General features: G+C 59.6%; 16 protein-coding genes. 4 read left to right on the top strand and 12 right to left on the bottom strand.

Annotation, left to right across the window (positions count from 1 at the left end; genetic code table 11):
- Positions 1-1,530, bottom strand: coding sequence for an IMP dehydrogenase (guaB, locus tag QP995_RS06210; protein ID WP_016422119.1), 1,530 nt, complete (start codon positions 1,528-1,530; stop codon positions 1-3).
- A 263-nt stretch (positions 1,531-1,793) separates the two neighbouring features.
- Here guaB and QP995_RS06205 point away from each other — a divergent pair, with 263 nt between their 5' ends.
- Positions 1,794-2,162: a DUF5319 domain-containing protein gene (locus QP995_RS06205; protein ID WP_069359475.1), complete on the top strand. Its 369-nt coding sequence runs from the start codon at positions 1,794-1,796 to the stop codon at positions 2,160-2,162.
- Positions 2,163-2,299: 137 nt separating this feature from the next.
- Positions 2,300-2,623, top strand: coding sequence for a WhiB family transcriptional regulator (locus tag QP995_RS06200; protein WP_016422117.1), 324 nt, complete (start codon positions 2,300-2,302; stop codon positions 2,621-2,623).
- 119 nt (positions 2,624-2,742) lie between these two features.
- On the opposite strand, the gene groL is transcribed toward QP995_RS06200, so the two are convergent.
- The 10 genes from groL to QP995_RS06150 all read right to left on the bottom strand — a co-directional run bounded on the left by groL (position 2,743) and on the right by QP995_RS06150 (position 13,402).
- On the bottom strand, positions 2,743-4,347 hold the full coding sequence (gene groL / locus QP995_RS06195; protein ID WP_016422116.1) for a chaperonin GroEL: 1,605 nt from the start codon (positions 4,345-4,347) through the stop codon (positions 2,743-2,745).
- 19 nt (positions 4,348-4,366) lie between these two features.
- Positions 4,367-4,666, bottom strand: coding sequence for a co-chaperone GroES (gene groES, locus QP995_RS06190; RefSeq protein ID WP_005510054.1), 300 nt, complete (start codon positions 4,664-4,666; stop codon positions 4,367-4,369).
- A gap of 156 nt (positions 4,667-4,822) precedes the next feature.
- Positions 4,823-5,464 (bottom strand): hypothetical protein, encoded by a 642-nt coding sequence (locus tag QP995_RS06185; RefSeq protein ID WP_284853025.1) that lies wholly within the window; start codon positions 5,462-5,464, stop codon positions 4,823-4,825.
- Positions 5,465-5,567: 103 nt separating this feature from the next.
- The gene (gene tsaD, locus QP995_RS06180) at positions 5,568-6,647 is read right to left on the bottom strand and encodes a tRNA (adenosine(37)-N6)-threonylcarbamoyltransferase complex transferase subunit TsaD (RefSeq protein ID WP_070595976.1); all 1,080 of its coding nucleotides are present in this window, start codon (positions 6,645-6,647) and stop codon (positions 5,568-5,570) included.
- Positions 6,648-6,705: 58 nt separating this feature from the next.
- Entirely contained in the window at positions 6,706-7,134 is a 429-nt protein-coding gene (locus tag QP995_RS06175; RefSeq protein WP_042388422.1) for a hypothetical protein, read from the bottom strand.
- A gap of 55 nt (positions 7,135-7,189) precedes the next feature.
- A complete protein-coding gene (locus QP995_RS06170) occupies positions 7,190-8,926 on the bottom strand; it encodes a pyruvate dehydrogenase (protein ID WP_016422112.1) in 1,737 nt (578 codons plus the stop codon).
- Positions 8,927-8,964: 38 nt separating this feature from the next.
- Complete coding sequence (gene rimI / locus QP995_RS06165; RefSeq protein ID WP_016422111.1) at positions 8,965-9,444, bottom strand: ribosomal protein S18-alanine N-acetyltransferase; 480 nt, start codon at positions 9,442-9,444, stop codon at positions 8,965-8,967.
- Positions 9,441-10,091 carry a tRNA (adenosine(37)-N6)-threonylcarbamoyltransferase complex dimerization subunit type 1 TsaB gene (gene tsaB / locus QP995_RS06160; RefSeq protein WP_284853024.1) on the bottom strand — a complete coding sequence of 217 codons (651 nt, stop codon included), beginning with the start codon at positions 10,089-10,091 and terminating at the stop codon, positions 9,441-9,443. Before tsaB ends, rimI begins: the two co-directional genes overlap by 4 nt.
- A gap of 30 nt (positions 10,092-10,121) precedes the next feature.
- Complete coding sequence (gene alr / locus QP995_RS06155) at positions 10,122-11,735, bottom strand: alanine racemase (RefSeq protein WP_284853023.1); 1,614 nt, start codon at positions 11,733-11,735, stop codon at positions 10,122-10,124.
- On the bottom strand, positions 11,732-13,402 hold the full coding sequence (locus tag QP995_RS06150) for an NAD(P)H-hydrate dehydratase (RefSeq protein WP_284853022.1): 1,671 nt from the start codon (positions 13,400-13,402) through the stop codon (positions 11,732-11,734). The genes alr and QP995_RS06150 overlap by 4 nt, the downstream gene beginning before the upstream one ends.
- Before the next feature lie 24 nt (positions 13,403-13,426).
- On the opposite strand from QP995_RS06150, the gene QP995_RS06145 reads away from it, so the two are divergent.
- Both QP995_RS06145 and QP995_RS06140 read left to right on the top strand, forming a co-directional pair.
- Positions 13,427-14,488, top strand: a complete 1,062-nt coding sequence (locus QP995_RS06145) for an esterase/lipase family protein (RefSeq protein WP_284853021.1) — start codon at positions 13,427-13,429, stop codon at positions 14,486-14,488.
- 219 nt (positions 14,489-14,707) lie between these two features.
- On the top strand, positions 14,708-16,060 hold the full coding sequence (locus QP995_RS06140) for an HNH endonuclease signature motif containing protein (RefSeq protein WP_284853020.1): 1,353 nt from the start codon (positions 14,708-14,710) through the stop codon (positions 16,058-16,060).
- On the opposite strand, the gene glmS is transcribed toward QP995_RS06140, so the two are convergent.
- A complete protein-coding gene (gene glmS, locus QP995_RS06135) occupies positions 16,043-17,917 on the bottom strand; it encodes a glutamine--fructose-6-phosphate transaminase (isomerizing) (RefSeq protein WP_049190374.1) in 1,875 nt (624 codons plus the stop codon). The genes QP995_RS06140 and glmS overlap by 18 nt on opposite strands.
- Positions 17,918-18,027 lie beyond the last annotated feature (110 nt).

Below are 18,027 nucleotides of genomic sequence, written 5' to 3'. Positions count from 1 at the left end.
TTAGCGCTGGTAGTAGTTCGGCGCTTCGACAGTCATCTGGATATCGTGCGGGTGCGACTCGCGCAGGCCTGCAGCGGTGATCTGGACGAACTGTGCGTCGTGCAGCTGCTCGACGGTAGCGGAACCGGTGTAGCCCATAGCTGCGCGCAGACCACCGACCAGCTGGTGAACGATGGAGTCGATACTGCCGCGGAACGGAACACGCCCCTCAATGCCTTCCGGAACCAGCTTCTCTTCGCTCTTGACATCAGCCTGGAAGTAGCGGTCCTTGGAGTAGGAGCGCTTCTCACCGGTCAGGCCGCGGCCCTGCATAGCACCCAGCGAGCCCATGCCACGGTACATCTTGTACTGCTTGCCGTTGACGAAGGTGACCTCACCCGGAGCCTCAGCGGTACCGGCCAGCATCGAACCGAGCATGACGGAGGATGCACCGGCTGCCAGAGCCTTGGCGATGTCGCCGGAGAACTGCATACCGCCATCGGCGATAATCGGAACGCCAGCCTTCTTAGCTGCGACAGAGGCTTCCATGATGGCGGTGATCTGCGGGGCGCCCACACCTGCGACAACGCGAGTGGTGCAAATCGAGCCTGGGCCGATACCGACCTTGATGGCATCTGCACCCGCGTCAATCATGGCCTGTGCAGCGCCACGGGTAGCCAGGTTGCCGCCGATAATCTGGATGTTCTCGCCGAATTCCTTCTTAACGCGGGAGACCATCTCAAGTACACCTGAGTTGTGGGCGTGAGCGGTATCAACAACGAGCACGTCTACGCCTGCGTCAGCCAATGCGTGCGCGCGCTTCCAGGAGTCCTCGCCGGTACCGATACCAGCACCGACCAGCAGACGGCCGGAACCATCCTTGGAAGCATTCGGGTACTGATCCTTCTTGACGAAGTCCTTGACGGTAATCAGACCAGTCAGGCGACCTTCGCCATCGACAATCGGCAGCTTCTCCACCTTGTGAGCGCGCAGCAGGTTCAGCGCCGCATCGCCAGACACACCCTGCTCAGCCACGACCAGCGGCATCGGGGTCATGATTTCGGAAACCTTGCGGTTCAGGTCTGCCTCAAAACGCATGTCACGGTTGGTGCAGATACCGACCAACTTGCCGTCCTTATCGACGACCGGCAGGCCCGAGATGCGGTAACGAGCGCACTTGGCATCTACTTCGGCGATGGTGTCATCCGGGGAACAGGTCACCGGGTCGGACACCATGCCCGCCTCAGAGCGCTTCACAATCTCGACCTGCTGAGCCTGCTCCTCGATAGACAGGTTGCGGTGCAGGATACCCATACCGCCCTGGCGGGCCATGGCAACAGCCATGCGGGCCTCGGTGACGGTGTCCATAGCAGCGGACACAACCGGAATGTTCAGACGCAGCTCACGAGTGAGCTGCGTCGAAGTATCAACGCCGGAGGGGATAACGTCCGAAGCGTCCGGCAGCAGCAGGACGTCATCGAATGTAAGGCCGACTAGTGGAATCTTGTTGGGATTGTCTCCGCCGAGGCTAATTCCCGTGGGGTTGGTCATGGACTCCTCCTGCTCCACCCTTGCCGACATCCGGCCAGGGGCGCTATCGCTTCGTGGTTGCCAAACGTTATATACAGGGTAGTCCTTCAGTGATGAAACGCGACAATTAGGCGGAGCGACAGGTGCCCGACAAGGGTTAGCCGAAAGCTAGCTGAGGGTTATTCCAAGGTGAACTAAACCCCAACTAAGTGCATCGCCAATCGACAGGATTGCCGTACAGAGCTGTTACGGTAGTGGTTGTGAACCACAACTTTTTCTCATCCATGCCGCGGGATCCGTTCGAAGGAGATCCCAATGACCCGGCAAGCTTTCTCGAGCCGGATGAGCCGTTTGCTCCACTGACAGACCAGGAACGTCGAGAGGTTCTTGAAGATCTGGCCGCAGTTCGCCTATTCCGCACCGCTTTGAGCCCAGAGGGATTACTGGGCGTCTGCATGTTGTGTGAGGACTGCGGTGACGAGCACTTTTATACCTGGGAGGTTTTGGAAAACCACTACCTGATGCTCCTGTCTGGCCAGGCATCTCCGGTTCACGAGCCACAATTCGATCCAGACCCCTCCCGTTACGCCCCATGGGACTACTGCGCAGGCTTTGTCGACGGTTTGCGTTCTCGACGACCTGGCCGTTTCTAAAAATTTGGTAAGAGTTTGACGGAATTGTTTGCGTAGTATCCCGGCTGGCCTCCTTAGGTTTACCAACCGTTCATTGTTGGCCTCCACACTTGAGCTCACTGCTTCAAGAAAGCTCAATGAAGGAGACATCAATTCCGATGACGTACATCGACCACTTGCCCGGGCCCAATGCGGATTTGTGGGATTGGCAGCTGCACGGCTCTTGCCGCGGGCAGGACTCCGCGACCTTCTTCCACCCGGAAGGCGAGCGCGGACGCGCACGCAGCCTGCGTGAAGCCCGTGCGAAGGCTATCTGCCGTTCTTGCCCTGTTCTTATGCAGTGCCGTAGTCACGCACTCAAGGTTGGTGAGCCATACGGTGTCTGGGGCGGTCTCAGCGAATCTGAACGAAATGAAATCCTTCGAGCTAAGCCGGCCGCACGTGAACGCGAACTTGAACGCGTTCTAGTTACTGCCATGTAGTCCCTCTCCTCTCTCGGACTCCATCCAGTTCACATAAAAACCAAAATGCTCCCCACCCTCAGATTGAAAGGTGGGGAGCATTTTACGTGCCAAAGGCCAGGGCACTAGCTCACTGGCAGTTAGTGAGCGTGGTCGTGCTGTGGCTCTTCTTCCGGCTTGTCCACAACAGAAGCCTCGGTGGTCAGCAGCATGCGAGCCACGGAGGTTGCGTTGACGACTGCGGAGTGAGTGACCTTGACCGGGTCAATGACGCCGGACTCAATCAGGTTCTCGTAAGTGTCAGTAGCAGCGTTGTAGCCGTTGCCGTTCTCCAGCTCACCAATGTGGTAGACAACGACAGCACCGTCCTTACCAGCATTCTCAGCAATCCAGAAAGCCGGACGGGTCAGAGCCTTGGCAACTGCACGGACACCGACTGCCTCGTCGCCCTCGAACTCGTCAGCGAATGCCTCGAGTTCACGGGAGATCTGCACCAGTACGGAACCGCCACCGGCGATGACGCCTTCCTGAGCTGCCGCACGAGCAGCGTTAATGGCATCCTCGACACGCAGCTTGCGCTCGTTGACCTCGGTCTCGGTAGCAGCGCCGACCTTAATGACAGCCACGCCGCCAGAGAGCTTCGCCAGACGCTCTTCCAGCTTCTCGCGATCCCAGTCAGAGTCAGTGCGCTCAATCTCGGCACGGATCTGGTTACGACGCTCTTCCACAGCCTCAGCGGTGCCAGCACCGTCAACTAGAACGGTCTCGTCCTTGGTAATGGTGATACGGCGTGCGTTACCCAGCACCTCAAGTCCAACGTCCTTCAGCTGCATGCCAGTGTCAGCCGTAACGACGGTTGCACCGGTGACAACTGCCAGGTCATCCATGAACGCCTTACGACGGTCACCGAAGTACGGTGCCTTCACTGCGGCAACCTTCAAGGTCTTGCGCATAGCGTTGATGACCAGTGCGGACAGCGCCTCGCCCTCGATATCCTCAGCCATAATCAGAGTCGGCTTGCCGGACTCGGCAATCTTCTCCAGAATCGGCAGGAACTCCGGCAGGGAGGAAATCTTCTCACGGACCAGCAGCACCTGTGCACCGTCAAGAATTGCCTGCTGAGCCTCGACGTCGGTAATGAAGTACGGCGAGAGGAAGCCCTTGTTGAAAGACACGCCCTCGGTCACGGACAGCTCGGTGGCAATCGACTGCGACTCCTCCACAGAGACGACGCCGTCCTTGCCAACCTTGTCCATGGCACCTGCAACCAGGTCACCAATTTCAGTGTCGCGCGAGGAAACGGTTGCCACCTGTGCGATGGCAGCAGAGCTGCTGACCGAGGTGGCGCGCTGCTTCAGCAGCTCAACCGCCTTGTCGGATGCAGCGTGAATACCACGGTTCAGCGAAATCGGGTTTGCGCCGGCTGCAACGTTGCGCAGACCCTCGTGGACCAGCGCCTGTGCCAGCAGCGTTGCGGTAGTAGTACCGTCACCGGCAACGTCATTGGTCTTGACCGCAACGGACTTAACCAACTGCGCGCCGAGGTTCTCAAACGGATCCTCAACGTCGATGTCGCGGGCGATGGTCACACCATCATTGGTGACCAGCGGACCGCCGAAGGCCTTGTCCAGGACAACGTTGCGACCCTTCGGGCCAAGCGTGACCTTGACTGCGTCGGCAAGCGTGTCCACACCGCGCTTGAGGCCTTCGCGAGCCTCTTCGTTAAAAGCAATAAGCTTCGCCATGTGTGGGTACGTCCTCCCTTTAGTTCTCGATAACAGCCAGGATGTCGCGCTGCGACAGCAGCAGGTACTCTTCGCCCTGGTACTTCAGCTCAGTGCCGCCGTACTTGGAGAAGATGACGATGTCACCCTCCTTGACGTCCATAGGAATGCGGTCATCGTCATCGGCCCAACGACCCGGACCAACTGCGATAACGGTAGCTTCCTGCGGCTTCTCCTTAGCGGAGTCCGGGATAACCAGGCCAGAAGCCGTGGTGGTCTCTGCTTCGTTGATCTGGACGAGGACGCGGTCCTCCAGCGGCTTGATGTTGACGTTCGCCACGATGAATTCCTCCATACATGCGGTGATGTGATGTTCTTGTGCCGGTTGGTCTGCCGTGCACAGCCGTCGTCGCGGGTGAACAACTGTGTGTCAAACAACCTTCGTTAGCACTCTACCCCTGCAAGTGCTAACACTCAACAATAGTGAGCGCTAATGCTAATTGGTCAGCTTGTCGGGGTTACACGCCATACGACCGAACACAGTAACCGTCATTCCGTGTTCCTTGATGTACTCATCGCTAAAGCACGGGCCACCAGAACCGGTTGTGTAACGACTGTCTGGCTCCCTCCTTTGCCAGGCACCTTCGTCCCATTGGTAGACCGCCAGTCCACCACTGTTTGCGCGCCCACCCAGCGCCCACCATCCGTCACAGGCGACAATCGTAAAGTTTTCCTCCGTAGTCGGGAACGCCGATGCCTCGCAATCCCCACTAATCGGATAATCGGGCGTAGCCGTACTCGTAGTTTCCTTCTTGGCTTTCTCCGGCGACTTCACCTTCACGGTCTCCGTCGCAGTCGCAGTAACAGTGAGCTTCGGCGTTACTTCATCCTTGGCACCTGCACCAAACCATTGCTCACCTCGACCACTCACAACTAGGTAAAGCACCACTGCTACAGCGACGATCACCACAAGCAGCAGAGCGATGACTGCCCATAGCACTCCCCGAGCACGACCGCGCTGATGTTCAACTTGCGGTGCTTGCGTTGTTTGCGGTTCGCCCTGCGGTGCAAACAGCTCAGTCTGATTATGCGAATTATCGGATGGCTGAAGTTCCCACTCGCTGTAGTCTTTACTCATTTTTGGGCAAGCGCTTTCCTGTAATTGTCCTGCGATCCATGGCAGAGAAACAAGTCAAAGCCAGTTAACGAAATTTAACATGGATCCGAGGGGCAATCACTGCTTATTGCATTACAGGATCTTCCACTGGCATGGAGGGGTCGGTCGGGCAGGCGTAGCCAGAGGGCTTGACCCCCGCGGCAATGAGGTAGGCGGCAGCTGCGCCAATCATGACACCGTTGTCGGTGCACAGCTTAATCGGTGGCACGTGCAGCGTAATTCCTGCCGAGGTAGCTCGCGCCGCTGCGAGTTCACGCAACCTCGAGTTCGCAGCCACACCACCACCGAGCAGCAGCGTAGTGGCCCCCACATCCTGAGCTGCGCGAACGGCCTTCTTGGTCAATACATCGCAGACCGCCTCCTGGAAGGAAGCACAGACGTCCTCTACGGAGTATTCACGACCTTCCTTCTCTGCCGCTTCGACATAGCGGGCCACGGCGGTTTTCAAGCCGGAGAAGGAGAAGTCATGGCGCGCATCCTGCTGGCGCATCATGGCGCGAGGAAACGCGATGGCCTTGCGGTTGCCCTGCTTAGCCAACTTATCGATAATCGGGCCGCCCGGGTAACCCAATCCGAGCAACCTCGAAACCTTGTCGTATGCCTCTCCGGCTGCGTCGTCAAGCGTCGATCCGAGCTCTCCCATCGGACGACCAACCCCCTGTACGCGCAGCAGCTGCGTGTGCCCGCCGGAAACTAGCAGCGCCACTGCGTTGGATAGATCTGCGCCATCGAGAGCTCCGACAGCAACGTGGCCACCAAGGTGATTAATGCCGTAGAAAGGCACACCCCAGGCGGCGGCATAAGCCTTCGCGCCTGCCGAACCGACCAGCAGCGCACCGGCGAGACCGGGTCCCACGGTAGCGGCGACGGCATCTGGGATAAAAGTATCGATACCGAGCTTGGCAGCTGCTTGCGCGCGCGCCTCGGAGACTACTGGCTGCAGGGCTTCCAAATGAGCGCGGGAAGCAATCTCCGGGACCACACCACCGAAGCGGGCGTGCTGTTCCATGGAGGATGCGACGACGTCGGCAAGCACTTCCACCTCGGGAATGGCGGGGGTGCTGGTGTCGGTGTCGTCGTAGCGCACACGCATCACTGCAGCGCCAGTCTCATCGCAGGAACTCTCGATTGCCAGCAGGGTCAACTCGGTCATAGCAGTCATGGTACTAGCGCACCACCGGGTCGCTTACCAGCGACCGAGTTTAAATTTCGAGGCGACCGAGGTTCCGCACAGCGGCACGCCAGAGAGCGTATTCCTCTGGGTAGTCATCGCGGTAGTGGCGCACGGCGCGCATACCGTGCTTAATACGCTCGATTTCCTCGTCGCCGATATCCTTGCCCTCGGCGTCGACAAATACGACCGTTCCGCAAATTGCGGTGGTGGGGTCGGTAAAGAAAGCCGAGTTGCCCGTAGCAGCCTCATTGCGGCCGAGGGACGCGACCGGATTCGGTTCAGCGCCCTCAGCCTTGGCCGTCGGGTTGTAGAGAGCGGCGTAATCGGCGCCGTCTTCCTGAAACGCCACCGAAACACGGTCGGAGGAAACTCCGCCGAGGAATGTAGCAGCGGCCTCCAACTCAAATTCGACGATGCGATGCGTCAGGTCAGGGTTCACCAGAAAACCTTTAATCATGGAAACAGAGGTACCGCACCGCACCCGCTCCCGCATCTCGAGAGCGCTACCCCCACTATGGCCGCGGGATGTTGCGGAGGTTCGACCGTGCCATGTTGATCATCTGACCAACGCCGCCGCCGAAGACGGTGCGAGTAGCGGCCTTGGAGAATCCCATCAGCATGTCCCAGGTGATGTTTGCCGGGATGGACAGGGCATTCGGGTCGGTGATCATGTCCACCAGCACCGGGCCGTCGTATGCCAGCGCCTCTTGAATCAGGCGAGGCGCATCGGCCGGATCTTCAATTCGGATGGCCTTGATACCCAACGACTCTGCGACTCCGGCGTAGTCCACTGCGTCGTGGTCGGTCTCGTGCTCCGGCAGCCCCTGAACCAGCATTTCCAGCTTGACCATGCCGAGCGAGGAGTTGTTGAACACAAACATCTTGATGGGTAGCTGCTCCTGCTTCACGGTGATGAGCTCACCGAGCAGCATTGACAGGCCACCGTCACCGTTGAAGGTAATGACCTGACGGTCCCGGTCAGCAGCCTGCACACCAATGGCCTGCGAAAGTGCATTGGCCATAGTGCCGTGACGGAAAGAACCAATCTGCTCTCGCTTGCCATTCGGCGTGACGTAGCGTGCAGCCCAGACATTGCCCATACCGGTATCGACGGTGAAGACGGCATCGTCATCGGCGTACTTATCAATCAGGTCGGCCACATACTCCGGGTGAATCGGTCGCATGTTCTCAACGTCGTGGGTGTATGCCTCGATGACGTGGCTGAGCAGGCGCTCGTGGTTCCGCAGCTGCTTGTCCAGGAAGGAACGGTCAGTCTTTTCATCCAGGTGCGGCAGGATGGTTTCAATCGTGGCAGCCACATCGCCGACGACTGGGTACTTCACCGTGGTACGACGACCGATGGCACGACCATCGATATCGACCTGGGCGACGTTCTTGGTCGGCAGGAAGTCGTTGTACGGGAAGTCAGTACCGAGCAGAATCAACAGATCAGCATCGTTGGAGGCATCGTGGCAGGCGCCGTAGCCCAGCAGGCCGGACATGCCGACGTCATAGGGGTTGTCGTACTGGATGTACATCTTGCCACCCAGCGCATGTCCCACCGGCGACTTAATCTTCTCCGCAAGCTTGAGCACCTGTTCGCGGGCGTCCTTCACACCTGCGCCACAGAAAAGCGTGACGGTTTTAGCCTCGTTGATTGCGTCGGCAAGCGCGGCGGCCTGGCCGGCGTCAGGGAATACGACTGGGCGACCGCTGCTGATAGTGGAGGTGACGAACTCATCATTTTCCACTTCATGCGTTGTAATGTCGCCCGGCAGAACCAGCACGGAAACACCGTGGCCAGTCATGGTCGACTGGATAGCGTGATGCAAAACGACGCCACCCTGCTCAGCGGAGTTGACCATCTCGCAGTAACCGGAGCACTCGTTGAAGATGAACTCCGGATGGGTCTCCTGGAAGAAGTTCGAGCCAATCTGGCGGGAAGGAATGTGCGATGCCAGCGCCAGCACCTTTGCGCCGTTGCGGTGGGAGTCATACAGGCCCTGAATGAGGTGGGTATTACCCGGGCCACAGGAGGCCGCACACACTGCTAATTCGCCGGTGACCAGGGACTCCGCGCCGGCGGCGAAGGCGGCAGCCTCTTCGTTGCGAACGTGCACCCACTCAATGGAGGACTCGCGCACAGCGTCGACAATGGGGTTCAAACTATCTCCAACGAGTCCGAAGATTCGCTTGACACCCTGCTTCTCTAGGGTTTCTACGAGCTGTTTTGCAAAGGTTTTAGCCATGCGCCTGGTTTAACGCAGATTAGTCAATACGTCAACATCTAGCTGGCCAACTCAGGCCGACACATCGTGTACGCATCCGCCCCAGAGCCCGGATAATAGTTCTTTCGCAGCCCCATATTTTCGAAGCCATAGCGCCGATACATGGCGATTGCGGGTTCGTTATCTGTGCGAACTTCCAAAAACACCGGGCCCGAATCCTCCGCCACAGCTGCCATCAGCGCGTCCATCAGCTGCGTCCCAAAGCCCCGGCGCTGCCACTTCTTCCCCACCCCGATGGTGTGAATCTCGTACTCGGCGGCACCCGCAGGCCCCAGCTTGGTAATCCCCGCATAGCCGCACAGTTCTTCGTCCTCGTCTACATCTGCAATCAGCCCGACGTAGAAATTGTTCGGCGCGGCCAGCTCGGCCATAAAGGCCGATTCCGACCAGGGATCGTCGCCGGCAAATAGCTCCGCCTCAATCGCCGCACACGCCTTGGCCGCAGGAGGCCCGAGACGCACTAGCTTGACGACGCTCATCTCATAGCCTTCGGGACAACGGCATCCGGACGGCGCAAGTACAGCGGCACCAGTGGGCCCGGCGCGGAGTCAAAGTCGACCGCTTCAACCATGGCTGTCGGAGTGGGAAAGACCTGTTCGGCAGCAACCTTAAGCCCGGCAATTTGCTCGATGTGGCTGAGGCTGCCGCGGGCCTGGCTCGGCGCGAAATCGTCGACTTCTGCTACAAGTTCTTCCTTGAGCAGCTCCATGACGTCGGCTGGCTTGGCCACTGCCGGACCGAAAACCCGCTGGCCATCGCGGTAGGCGGCGAAGTACACCTCGCGGCGGCGGGCATCGGTGACGACCAGTTCATCGCCAACGCCACCCGCGAGCACATCCAGGCTGCAGATGCCGTAGCAGGGAATTCCCAGAGCGTCGGCGAAGGAGGCTGCGGTGGCCATACCAACGCGCAAGCCCGTAAACGGCCCCGGACCACAGCCGACAACCACGGCGTCTAGTTCGGTCGCGGCCACGCCACTGTCGGCGAGGCACTGCTGAATCAGTGGTACCAGCACCTCGTTGTGCGCGCGGGCATCCAGGTGCAGCTGCTCGGCCACGGTTTCACCATCGCGGACAATTCCCGCGGTGACCTGTGGAGTCGATGTGTCAACGGCCAAAATGTTCATACTCAGTAACCTACTTGAACCGACTTGAAGCTACTTGCTCCACTTCCAGGTGACGACGCGGGCATCGTCGTCACGCGAACGATCGATGCTCACCTGCAGATAGCGCTCGGAGAGCACCTCGGCGAGCCCCATTCCCCACTCGGCGACCACGACGCTGTCCTCAAGGTCGGTATCCAGATCGAGCGAGTCCAGCGCATCGAAGGCCTCGCCATCGGAGCCGGGGCCCTCTTCGCCGAAGAGTCTATAGGCGTCGACGTGGATGAGGGTGACGCCGTCGGTTGCAAGCGGACGGTGCTCGCGGGCGATGGTGAACGTCGGCGACGTCACGCGACCGCGCACGTTCATGCCACGGGCGATGCCCTGCGTGAGGGTCGTTTTGCCCGCGCCGAGTGGGCCATCGAGAATCACCAGATCCCCAGCTGCCAACTCCCGGCCAATCTCCTCGCCGAGGTCACGCATGTCCTCTGCGGTTGGCACGAGCCGGCTGCGCACCCACTTTCGCTCGCTGCGTCCCTTCGGCGCGGTGAGGATTTCATAGTTAATGGTGCCGGATGCCTCCGCGAGGTCATCGAGACCGGGCTCCCCCAGCGTGCGATCACCGACGATAACCGCAGTGTCGCCGGCCTCGACATCGGTGTCGGGTCCCAGGTCGACGACGAATTGATCCATACACACGCGCCCTACCTGCGGATAGCGTGTGCCATTGATGCTGACCTCGAAATGCCCGGAGGCCGAGCGCATCATGCCGTCGGCATAGCCACAGGGCACGATGCCGACGGTGGTATCGCGGTCAGCTGTCCACGTCTGCCCGTAGGACACCGACTGCCCCGCCGGCAGCTTCTTGACCAAAATGACCGACGCCTCCCACCGCATCGCCGGACGCAATCCATGGGTGGCACCCACAATTGGCTCGCCACCATAAATCGCCAGCCCTGGGCGCACCATGTCGAAGGCCAGGTCAGGACGCGACAACGATGCCGGTGAATTCGCCGCATGGTTGATCAGCTCGTCCAGCCCCGCCTCACGCAGTGCCGCAATCGCAGCACGGAAATTCTGCGCCTGCTTATCGACGCTCTCGTTGCCCGGCTCATCCGCGCACGCAAAGTGCGTGAAAGCACCGGTGATATTCAGAGCACCGGTCTTGTGCAGCTCAACCAGCTGAGCGACCGCATGCTCAAAGTCCCCATTGGCCATAGAGAATCCCGAGCGGCCCAAACCCGTATCGACCATCACCGTCACACGTGGTGTCACCGACAGCGCCCGCCCGGCATTGGCCACGGCCAGCGCATGAGCCATCGACGGCAGACCGAGGTCAATATCTGCAGCCACAGCGCGCTGCACCAACGAGGTGGCTGCTGCGTCCCAGATCCAGGCGAGGATGGGGATGGTGTGGCCGTCGTCAAGCGTGGCGCGGAGTTCCTCGCGGAGGGAGAGCGCCTCGTCGATTGTTGCGACACCGAGTTGTGTTGCCCCGCCGGCCAGCGCGGCCTGCGCGGTCTGCAGCGCACCCTGCGAGTAGCCGTCCGCCTTGACGACGGCCATGAATTCCGACACCCCTGCGATGGCCTTGACGGTCTTCACATTGTGGGTGATTGCGTCGAGATTAACGGTATGGGTCAGGATGGCTGGTGCCGAGGAAGTCATAGCCGTATTTTGCCACTGCTGCCTTCGTTGGTGAACCATGCGGTGGCATCTCGGATGGATTCGGCGATGTCCTGGGCGCTGCAGGGTGCTGGTCCGAACTCTGTCTGCGCGGCCAAAAATGCGGCGCGCGCATGAATAATTGCTGGTAGATAGAGGGCTTCGCCACGCGCTACCCAGGCGCCGAGGAGCCCGGACAGTACATCGCCAGAGCCCGGCGTGGCTGCCCAGGAGCTACCCGCGTCAACCACGACTGTGCGCTGCGTTGTCGGATTGACCATCACAGTGCGGCGTCCCTTGAGCAACACTTCGGAGGAGAACTGCTCGGCAAGTTCACGCGCATCTGCGATGGGGTTAGTGACCTCGTGCCCGGTCAGGCGCTCGAATTCACCGGCGTGCGGCGTGAGAACAGTGCGCAGGTTGCGCTCCTGGCCGCGCTCACGAACGAGCTGTCGGATGTCCTCATGCTTCGACAGCAGTGTCAGTGCGTCAGCGTCGATGACCACTGGTTTGTCAGTGGCCAGAATGTCTCGCAGTTCCTCGGCGGCTTTCTCATCAGTGCCCCGACCGGGACCGACGACCCAGGCATCGACGCGTACCTCTTTGCGATCCACCGAGTCCTGCTGCGCAATGACCGTCGGCAAGGCTGCGGTGATGCGGTTGCGTGCGGCCGCGTCGCCGACATAGATGACCGCGGGACTGGTCGCATGCACGGCAGCGGTGGCGCACAGCTGACCTGCGCCGGGATACGCCTCGCTACCGGCGGCGATTCCTGTAACTCCAGTGGAGTACTTGTGGTCTGCAGCACCGGGTTCGAGCGGGGTCATCGCGCCAAGTGGTGCCGGAAAGCTCCCGCCTAGGGCTTCGTAGAACTCCACGGTCGGAGTCTGGTGGTGGACGGCATTGTAGGTACCGTTTTCATAGAGCGTCTGCCCCAGTCCTGGAAGTTCGAGGGAGAAGGAGTCGAGGGAAATTTCATGTAATTCGACGGTGCCACAGGATTCGGACAGCGAGTGCGCGTAGCGCAGACCGCCGAAAGTCACCGTTGTCGTGGCCTCGACGTGGGATGGCAGGTACGGGTTCTGTCTCTCCTCCAAATCAGGGTCTGGATTGATGGTCTGGGCAGGCGGGTCAAAAGTACGCCCAGTATCGGCTTCTACGCCGCTCGGCACATCAACCGCGAGAATGGGAACTTTGCCCAACCGCGCTTCGCGCACCAACCACGCGGCCTCTTCACGCAGCGCGCCGTGACCTCCGAGCCCCACGATGCCGTCGATGATCAGTGCGTAGTCTTCACTAATCGACCACAGAATCTTCGATAAATCCGTCTCCCGGTCACACCCCAACGGCAGCACCCGCCCGCCTGCGAGCTCAAAAGCTTCCAGTGCCCGCTCGTGTGGCTTCGAGCCCAGCAAAACCGCATCCACGCCATGCCCATCCGAGGACAAGTTTCGGCCAGCATAGAGTGCATCGCCACCATTGCCTCCCGATCCAACCAACAGCAGCACACGACCGCGACCAGGCTCCGGAGATGCCTCTGAGAGCATCCGCTCCGCCACCTCCGACACAGCGGCGGCTGCGTGGCGCATGAGTTCGTCGTCACGCGTTTGTGCGTCCAGATAGGGCTGTTCCGCGGCGCGAATTTCGGCAGCTGTGTAGCAGTACGTCATAACCCCAGCCTACGATTAGCCCCTATGGATGACTACTCCCCGAGCACGCGAGTTTTCGGCCCTCTACTGCGCGCCTTTCCGCAGGCATACCTGCGCTCGTTGCATCATCCCGAATGGATCCCCCACGGCGTGCAGGACGTTCGCGAAATCCTCGACGGCAAAGTCACTCCTGAACTGGACAGATACAACGGTCGCACACCAATTGTCCTGGTTCACGGCACCTGGATGAACTCGTTCAACTCCTTCGCCATGTTGGGGCCGTTCCTCGCCCGGAATCGCCCCGTATTCTCACTCGATTACGGCTCCGACCCCGCCGCGCTGGTCAGCCGTCTCCGTAGCGTCAAAGCCACCACCGATTTGAGCGATGCGCTCGCTGAAGTCACCGACCTTCTCGACCGCTTCCGTGCCCACCTCTCCCTACCCCGCATCGACCTCATCGGTCATTCCCAGGGCGGTCTACACTGCCGCAGCTACGCCAACGCGAGCATCGATTCGCTTTACGACGAAGCTCTGAACCGTGGCCTCAACGAAGAAGCAGCCGAGCAGTACGCCTCCGACAACAGCCCCGTGCGGGCAGTAATCTCGCTTGCGGGAAACCATCGCGGCACTACTGCGTGGGGCATGCGCCGAAGGCTCAGTGCCCTTGAGCGATGCGGCCTACCGATACACAAGCTCGTCGACCGCCTTGTCGGCCGTGCCTGCATTCAACAGCTGCTGGACTCTGACTACATCGCGACTCTGAACCGCGCAGCGCGTGGCATTACCCGACGTGGTCCGCACTACCTGAATATCGGCACTCCTTTTGACACCGTGGTTCGCCCGTGGACCGGCGCCTTTTTGCCCGAACAAGAGGGGCACCACATTACGAACGTCAACAATGCCACTGGCGGTGGCGACTGGTCTGATCACCTCGCACTGCTCTACTCCCCCAATACGCTCGAACGCATTCACGAGTTCTTGGAGGAACTGGATGGCGCTGAAGCTGGTGATGTCCCGCATCATCCGCGACAGCGAGTCCTGCCTTTGTACGGCGCCCTGCCGAGGAGGCTCGGACGGAGGGGGTCCGGACGGAGGGACCGGATCTAATTCAGCACAGAATTTTAGAACGTATTTCCAGAATTCTATTGACAGTTTTTCAAACAGGTGTACGATTTGGGTTGTAGGGAAAATTTGTAAGCGAAAGTTCTTTGTCTGGTGCACAGAAGTCGGCGGGACTGGTTGAAACAGCCTCCACCACGCTTCTCTCCAACACAGAACTCAATCTTCAATTCTCCGGCGGACACGTAGTAATCAGGGGGATAACCAATGTCATCGCCGCCCACAGAACTTCCAGCACCAGGTCAAAAGCCCTCATGGGCCAACCAGCAATCCGACGATCCCATTAGCATCGCGGCCCGTGCCATCAACGCCGCAGACCTTCAACTCATCGATATCTGCGCTCCCGGTGACGAGGTCGATGTCAATCACCATCTTGCCCGTATAAGCATTCGAACCGGCCTTAGCCGAGGCAAGTGCTCTACGCTGTGCGAAATTGCGCTGATGTTCGAACGCCTACCAAAGGTCCGGGCTCTCATCGAATCCACCTTCTGTTTCTCGTTAGCCCATCTCCGCGCCATCGCCAATGGCGTTGCCGGGCTGTCACCAGATCAGTTCGACACGGTAGAGCCCCATCTTTTGGAAATGCTCACTCCGACGCGACCTCGACAAGCAATGGTTGGTGTCTACACGCTGTCTCGTCTAATCGGCGACTTGGTTTCTGAGTACAACGACTGCGCCCGCAACGACGGCACCCAACGGGTGCCAGAAGGCGAAGCGGTCGCACTCGCCGACACGGGCGATGGCAAGCACAAAAAGGTCACAGCAATCCTTGAAAACGACCGCGCGACCGAGCTCATGGCAAGAATCCAGGGGATTCGCAACACAGCAATCAATCGTGGTGAACAGTGCACGCAGGCGGAAGCGCTACTACAGCTGGCACAGAAATCGACCAATGCCGAGATTGTCATCAATGTCTACCGCGAGGTCGGCGGTGGGCCAGCATGGATTGATGGCGTCGGCTGGTTGAGCGAGGTAGCCACCGAAGAATGGCTTGCCCGCGCAACTCACATCCGTATCTCCGCCGACAGCAAGGTGGATGGTTACCGCCCCACCGAGAGCCAGGTGGCTCGCGTCCGTGGGCGTGACGGTACCTGCCGCTTCCCCGGCTGCGACGTCCCGGCAGCCAAGTGCGACCTGGACCATATTCAGCCGTACAACCACGACAATCCCAAGCAGGGCGGGCCGACTGACACGGAGAATCTGCACTGTCTCTGCCGCCGACACCACAATCTAAAAACGCACGAGGGCTGGGATATCGACAGATACCCCGACGGAACAGAAGTGTGGACTTCCCGTAATGGGGACACCGCGACTAGCGTTCCGGTTGGGCCGCTAAAGAACGTCGGCAAGCAAACTTTTCATCAGCGTGTGACACGGAAGATGAAGACGATTCAGAAACGCAACCTCGATTGGATGTTGTCATTTTGCCATGTATCCGATGAGGTCTGGGACCTATCCGAGGAAGAAGCAAAACGCATCGAGTCCCTCACGGATGAAGAACTCGATGCGGAGATTGAGCAGTACCGACGAAAGCAGGACGAACTACTCGACGGTGACTGACTTAGCCAGGTTGCGCGGCTTATCGATGTCCTCGTTACCGCACTGGCGAGCAATCTCAGCTGCCAGGAACTGCATTGGAATCGTAGACAACAGCGGCTGGAGCAGCGTGGAGGTCTCCGGGATCTCAATCAGGTAGTTCGCAAAAGGAACCACCGACTGATCCCCTTCTTCGGCAATCACGATGGTCTTGGCACCTCGGGCTCGAATTTCCTGGATGTTGGAGACAATCTTGGAGTGCAGCACGGCGCGCCCCTTCGGCGATGGCACTACGACGACGACCGGAAGATCATCCTCGATGAGTGCAATTGGGCCATGCTTGAGCTCGCCTGCCGGGAACCCCTCTGCGTGAATGTAGGCAAGCTCCTTGAGCTTCAGCGCACCCTCAAGTGCGACTGGGAAACCAACGTGTCGGCCGAGGAAGAGCATCGTCGGAATAGCACCGATTTCCTTGGCCATGTCGATGAACTCATCGCCCTTAGCGACGACCTTGTCAATCAGTGCCGGGATGGTCTCCAGCTCTTCAAACTCGCGAGTGACCTCATCCGGGTACTTAGTGCCGCGTGCCTGGGCCAGAGCCAATCCGACCAAGTAGTTTGCGGCAACCTGCGCCAGGAACGACTTGGTTGCAGCAACACCGATCTCCGGGCCGGCGTGCGTGTAGAGCACGGCGTCAGACTCACGCGGAATCTGTGCACCGTTGGTGTTACAGACAGCCAGCACGCGGGCGCCCTGGCTCTTTGCGTGTCGCACGGCCTCAAGGGTGTCCGCAGTCTCACCCGACTGCGAAATAGCGACCACCAGCGTCTGGCGGTCCAGCACCGGATCGCGGTAGCGGAACTCGGAAGCGACCTCAATCTCGACCGGGATACGAACCCAGTGCTCAATGGCGTACTTGGCCAACAAACCGGAGTGGTATGCGGTACCACAGGCGACGACGAAGACCTTCTCGATGTCACGCAGATCTTGGTCACTCAGGCGGGACTCGTCGAGAACGATGCGGCCGTCAACGAGGTGACCGGCCAACGTATCGCGGACGGCGGCAGCCTGCTCGTGGATTTCCTTCATCATGAAGGAGTCATAGCCACCCTTTTCGGCTGCGGCGAGATCCCAGTCGATGGTGAATGGTCGACCCTGCTGCTCGTTGCCGGCGAAATCCAGAATGCGGTAGTCATCTGCGGTGATGATGACGACGTTGTCCTGCCCCAGCTCCACGGCCTCGCGGGTGTGCGCGATGAAAGCCGCAACATCGGAGCCGAGGAACATTTCGTTTTCGCCCACCCCGACAATCAGCGGAGTGGAGCGACGAGCAGCGATGATGCGATCCGGGTGGTCTGCATGAGTAAACAGCAGCGTGAAAGCACCCTCGAGGCGGTTGAGCACGGACAGCGCAGAGGCCTCGAAATCACCAGCGGTAGATCCGCCGTCGGAACCGTCCAGGGCACGGGCGAGCATGTGCGCGGCGACCTCGGAGTCGGTTTCGGACTTCAGCTCAATGCCGGCATCCTCCAGCTCCTGACGTAGCGGAGCAAAGTTCTCGATAATGCCGTTGTGGACGATAGCCACCTTGCCGTCATAGGACTGGTGTGGGTGGGCATTCTCATCAATTGGGCGACCGTGGGTAGCCCAGCGGGTGTGCCCAATTCCGGTGGTTCCAGTGATTTTGTCGCGCCCATCCGCATCAAGGGCAGCCTCGAGGTTGGCGAGTTTACCGGCCTTCTTCTCTACAGTGATATGCCCCTGATCGTCGACAATGGCAACCCCCGCGGAGTCATAGCCACGGTATTCCATGCGTCGTAGCGCATCGACAGCAATATCCAGGGCGGGCTGATGGCCCACATATCCAACGATTCCACACATGTCCTACAGAATAACCCGCGAAGCGGAAAATCGTCATAACGAAATAGACATTCTCGCTCATCCTGGCACTTTTTCAGCAAAGGTATGCACCTTATAGTTAAGCTATTCAC

This window comes from Corynebacterium sp. MSK032, from assembly GCF_030232065.1.
Classification (GTDB): domain Bacteria; phylum Actinomycetota; class Actinomycetes; order Mycobacteriales; family Mycobacteriaceae; genus Corynebacterium; species Corynebacterium jeikeium_D.
The sequence above is the reverse complement of the archived record's forward strand: the minus strand, read 5'-3'. Positions and strand labels throughout refer to the sequence as shown.

Coding starts and splice junctions, on each gene's coding strand:
- tsaB (WP_284853024.1), bottom strand. CDS start 10,091: ATGAACATTTTGGCCGTTGACACATCGACTCCACAGGTCACCGCGGGA.
- QP995_RS06150 (WP_284853022.1), bottom strand. CDS start 13,402: ATGACGTACTGCTACACAGCTGCCGAAATTCGCGCCGCGGAACAGCCC.
- QP995_RS06205 (WP_069359475.1), top strand. CDS start 1,794: ATGCCGCGGGATCCGTTCGAAGGAGATCCCAATGACCCGGCAAGCTTT.
- alr (WP_284853023.1), bottom strand. CDS start 11,735: ATGACTTCCTCGGCACCAGCCATCCTGACCCATACCGTTAATCTCGAC.
- QP995_RS06175 (WP_042388422.1), bottom strand. CDS start 7,134: ATGATTAAAGGTTTTCTGGTGAACCCTGACCTGACGCATCGCATCGTC.
- glmS (WP_049190374.1), bottom strand. CDS start 17,917: ATGTGTGGAATCGTTGGATATGTGGGCCATCAGCCCGCCCTGGATATT.
- rimI (WP_016422111.1), bottom strand. CDS start 9,444: ATGAGCGTCGTCAAGCTAGTGCGTCTCGGGCCTCCTGCGGCCAAGGCG.
- QP995_RS06170 (WP_016422112.1), bottom strand. CDS start 8,926: ATGGCTAAAACCTTTGCAAAACAGCTCGTAGAAACCCTAGAGAAGCAG.
- QP995_RS06185 (WP_284853025.1), bottom strand. CDS start 5,464: ATGAGTAAAGACTACAGCGAGTGGGAACTTCAGCCATCCGATAATTCG.
- guaB (WP_016422119.1), bottom strand. CDS start 1,530: ATGACCAACCCCACGGGAATTAGCCTCGGCGGAGACAATCCCAACAAG.
- groL (WP_016422116.1), bottom strand. CDS start 4,347: ATGGCGAAGCTTATTGCTTTTAACGAAGAGGCTCGCGAAGGCCTCAAG.
- QP995_RS06145 (WP_284853021.1), top strand. CDS start 13,427: ATGGATGACTACTCCCCGAGCACGCGAGTTTTCGGCCCTCTACTGCGC.
- QP995_RS06140 (WP_284853020.1), top strand. CDS start 14,708: ATGTCATCGCCGCCCACAGAACTTCCAGCACCAGGTCAAAAGCCCTCA.
- QP995_RS06200 (WP_016422117.1), top strand. CDS start 2,300: ATGACGTACATCGACCACTTGCCCGGGCCCAATGCGGATTTGTGGGAT.